This window comes from Enterobacter cloacae complex sp. OE43NF, assembly GCF_023544405.1.
In the GTDB taxonomy this organism is placed as follows: domain Bacteria; phylum Pseudomonadota; class Gammaproteobacteria; order Enterobacterales; family Enterobacteriaceae; genus Enterobacter; species Enterobacter cloacae.
In genome coordinates this window covers 1-4,470 of record NZ_JAMJFW010000098.1, presented here as the reverse complement: position 1 = coordinate 4,470, position 4,470 = coordinate 1, and the positions used below count along the sequence as shown (strand labels likewise).

The following is a 4,470-nucleotide window of genomic DNA, read 5'->3' as shown; positions in this document are numbered from 1 at the left end:
CAACCGTGACCTTTAGCGAGTTTATTTGCGTAGCAGACGCCTGGGTGAAATCAGCAAGTGTTTTCGACAAATCAGTAACATTTGCCGTGTTTCCACCGGTGCTGGAATCCAAGGTGCGCAATGACTCAGCGACAGCTTTACTTGCGTCGGCCATGACATTGTCAACTCGCTCTATACCGGCTTTGTTATCTCCATACTGAACGCTCAGGAGGTTGCGCTGGTTAACCTGTGCGAGTGTGCTGGTGATTAGCGCAATAGCATTGTTTTGAATTCCGCCGTTGGCCTTGTCCGTTTTCGCTCCCAGCTCTTCAAGGCGTGATGCCATTGAGGAATCGAGGTCTGTGACAACCTGGCTAAGGTTGGTGATTGAAGCTGTATTCTGTTCTCCGACCGCAGCAGCAGAATCAGCTTTGTCAGATGCGGCCTGAGTGGCTGCAGTCAACTGGCTTACAGCAGAAGCGCGCGCTTCAGTTTCCGTTGCTAACGCCTGGCGAACATCAGTAATTCCGGCTTCATTCTGCGCAGTTTTTGCCTCAAGGCGGGTAACATCCGTGACGCGCGCTTCCGTCTCAGTGGCGATCACCTCCCGGAGCTGTTCGAATTTCGCAGAGTTAGCCCCCTGCTGCGCAGTCTGGCGCACAACAACATCAGCAATAGCCAGGGCGTTGCCAATGATTGCTTCTGCTGTCTGCTTATTCGAACCTACTGCTGCAGCCAGACCATCGGCGTTCTCCTTAATCGCATCAGAAAGTTCGGCCAGTTTCTCGCTACTGTCTACAGCACTCTCAATCAGATCCTTAAATACCTCAGAATCTTTAATCTCCTCCAGGATCACATCTGTGATGTCGGAAACATCGATGCTGGCCTGTCCTCGCACCCATTCTGTGTACCCTGATTCGTTGCCGCTGCGGTCCACCAGCTGCGCGCGGTACCAGAAAATCTGCCCAGCCTTAAGGCCCATCTGCTGATATTTGCGCTGCGGGTAAGGCACATCGGCCAGCAGCATTGCATCGTCCTCGGTACCGGTCAGGCTATACTGAATTTCCGTCTTCAGCGTGTCGTCGGTATTCGCCGGGAATCCCCAGTTCAGCTCGATGCCGAAAACCACATTTTCAGAAGCGATGAAGCCAACCGGCTTCGGTGGATTGCCTACTTTACCCGTCAGCGCTTTCTCTTCTGAATAGCCCCATCCGGACGAGATTTCTGCGGCATTGATTGCGCGCACGCGTACCAGGTAGCGCCCGGCATAAATCCCCGGGACGTCGAATGATGTGGTGGAGCTGCGCGGCACGTTAACCCAGTTCCCGTCGTTGCGGCGCCATTGCGCTTCATAGGCGATAGCGTTCTGCGCCTGGTCCCAGCTCACGCGCATCGTTTCGACGCTGATATTTTGCTGCACCACGGAAAACGAGCTGATCACGATGTTGTCAGGCGGCGACTGGTTACCAGGCGGAATAACACTTATTGGCCGCTGGTCGATAATGGCACCGGTATCGATACGCGCATATTTATCCGGATCGTGCAAAGCGCCAGAAATCGAATACGTTCCGTCATTATTATCCGTAACGCTGATAACGCGATATTGCTGCGCGTAAAGCTCTTCGGACTCGACAATCCACACCGATTCCACTGCAGGTGTTTCGCTGTATGCCGTTGTCACGGTGACGGCCCGGCCGTTTACGCTCTGTATCGTCCTGCTCTGCGATGCGCCGGACGGAAGGTTAACCATCAGACGGCTTCCGGGAGCGGCTGCCGAATCACGATCAAGCGTGATAACGCGACCGTTAACCGCGCTGATGCGCCCTCCCATCACTTTTCCGGAAAGCAGCTCATCGGCAACCGCGATGATATAACCAGGCTGTGGGATCTTGCCGTCAAGACCAACATCGAACGACACGATGCGATCCTTGTTATTGGTCAGGATACCCCAGCGCCCTTTGCGGTTTGCCTCTGACTGCCGGGTACAACCAATGGCTGTCATTTCGAGCTGATTTGTGCCAAAGCGAGCAACGAGATCCTGCTCAAATACAGGCTCCATCGCATCCGCGTAGGCATTACCCGGATCGGACCAGGAAACCAGTGCCGTGGTATATCGGGTTTTGGTGGTGCTGCCCGAATAGGTAAAGCGGCCATTAACCACGTTTGCACGCGTGTAGCTGTAATCCACATCGCGGGGCATATCCGCAAGCGCAACGATTTGATCGCCACCCCAGTACGTCATACCCCGGAATATCGCCGCAAAATCACGTAACACGGTATAGGCGTCATTCCTCTCCTGCACGTACACGTTGCAGGTATAACGAGGCTCGGTGCCGCTACCGCCTTTACCATCGGGAACCGGCTGATCGCAATATTGTGCGACCTGGTAAAGCGTCCATTTATCAATATTGGCCGCCGTCAGGCGATTGCCCAGCCCAAAGCGGTCGCTCACCACCAGATCGTAAAAAATCCAGGCCGGATTATCCGTCCACGCCCACTTAAACACCCCCGTCCATGTGCCGCTATAGGTGCGGGTCTCCGGGTCATACGTATCCGGAACGCGGATTACACGGCCTCGCGGTTCGCAGGCTATTTGCGGGATAGAGCCGTTAAACTGGCTTGAGTCAAATTCGATGTAGAGCAGCGCGGTATTTGGATAACGCAGTTTGGCGTCGATAACCTCTGTGTAGCTCTGCAGCGTCATTGTGTCGCCAATTTTCGCGCTGTTGGCATCCGCCGTGAGCTTACGCAGGCGCACCGTCCATGTGCTGCCTGCCTGTGGTAAGTCGATGCGATGGCTGCGTTCGTAGCCGGAAGTTGTCTTGCCGGTTACGCTGGTATTAAGTACCGTCTGCCAGGTACCACCATCAGTCTGCAGATCAATGGCGTAGTTAATTGAATAGCCAACCAGATCGCCATCGTTCTCCTGTTTAAAAAGCGATGGCCATTTCAGGCGCAGGCGAACGGCTGACAGCTGCGTGTTGGTAAAGGTGTGTGTCCAGGCGGTGGTGCTTGAAACTGCGGTGCCCACGCTGATTTCGTTTTCGGTACCGGGGATGCCCTGAATGTATTTTTGTGCCTGCGTCCCCGGGCGGAATTCCCACGCCACGCCGCTGAAGTTTTGGGAGCCGTCGGCGTTCTCCAGCGCCGTTCCGTCCAGGTAGATATCCTTCCCGGTGAGCTGTCCAGCAAACTCCCCTTCCCCAAGCGCAACGAGGATCTTTGCCTTCGCTACAGATTGCAGATCATCAGGCTGTTCGGTGGGAGTTCGGGAACTGGAGCTCCCGCCTTTTCGTCCGGTAATTGTTTTAGCCATATCGCGCCCATAAAAAAAGCCACCCGAAGGTGGCTTGTAAAAAGGTTTGTTAACTACTGCTGATCTTCGACATAAATTCCGGCAGAAATAATTGCCCCGCCGATTCTCCGGCGGCCGTACAGGAGCGGAACCGGGTAACCCTGTGCGGCGGTATTTGTGACTCCGCCGAACGCGTATGAGGCGCGGTTATCTGAGCTCTGTTTGCTGGCCAGCCCTGTAGCCTGAGGGGATATCATCTGAACTACCCCCCCCAGCGTTATGGACGCACCAGCAGCAAACATCATATTGCTGGCAGCTATACTCAGACCTGGCATCCAGATCGATGCAATCACTAATACTGCGCCCAGGATAGTTTGAATCAAACCGGCTTTTTTACTCCCGATGATTACCGGGACAATACGGATAACATCGCCGGTAACCGGGAAACCGAGGTCATCCACACCGATGTTTTTTTTACCCTTAAATACGGAGTATGTGAGCCCACGGCGCTGGCTGGAAATCATAAACTGCTCAAAGCCCGGAATAGTCTTTGCGAGCGCCACTCCCGCCTCGCTTACACGGGAAATCAGGCGGTGGTGAATTTTACCGAATGTTTTCCCGAGCACGCCGCCAAGCTCAATGCGGGTCATTACTTCCTGCATGTTTCACCTGCCATTACATCTTTATAACGAACGATTTTCATCGTGCGCTCCTGCCAGTATCCGCCATAAGGAACACGCTGACTCAGATGCCCGTAAAGATGGTGCAGCAGCATGTTACCCTCCAGTAAAATCCCGGCATGATTCCACTTATCGGCCTGCACCTGCATGATGACGAGGTCCCCTTCCTGAGGCGGGCCATCAAACTCCCTGAATCCGCACTCGTACCAGCACTCCTGATAGAAATTGTCCGGGTAGTCGTTTTCCCACCAGGGATAATCCACCCGGTAATCGTGGAGCTCGATACCGTGGGTCTGCCGGAAATAGCTCATTACCAGACCCCAGCAATCGAAGTGGCCAAGCACGAACGGACGCTCCAGCAATGGCTGCTCCCCGCGTGGCTGAATGGTACGTAAATCCCCCTCTGGCCAGCTCACAATATGCCAGGGCAGCAGCGTTGCATCACACTGTGCCTTATCCAGCTCGCTGGCCTGCGTCGTCGCATCAGGATGGCTGTGAACAATGGCCACCACCGTC

Annotated in this window: 3 protein-coding genes; all 3 read right to left on the bottom strand. The window is 54.5% G+C overall.

The window, feature by feature from the left end; genetic code table 11:
• The coding region (locus M8370_RS22835; protein WP_250021800.1) for a TipJ family phage tail tip protein at positions 1-3,295 on the bottom strand (3,295 nt) is incomplete at its 3' end.
• Positions 3,296-3,348: 53 nt separating this feature from the next.
• The gene (locus M8370_RS22830) at positions 3,349-3,936 is read right to left on the bottom strand and encodes a tail assembly protein (protein ID WP_044158363.1); all 588 of its coding nucleotides are present in this window, start codon (positions 3,934-3,936) and stop codon (positions 3,349-3,351) included.
• Positions 3,924-4,470 (bottom strand): NlpC/P60 family protein (locus M8370_RS22825; protein ID WP_250021798.1); only part of this gene is annotated, 547 nt, incomplete at its 5' end. The genes M8370_RS22830 and M8370_RS22825, both read right to left, overlap by 13 nt.

Bases quoted from the DNA above. Each gene is read 5' to 3' on its own strand.
- M8370_RS22830 (WP_044158363.1), bottom strand. From the start codon at position 3,936: ATGCAGGAAGTAATGACCCGCATTGAGCTTGGCGGCGTGCTCGGGAAA.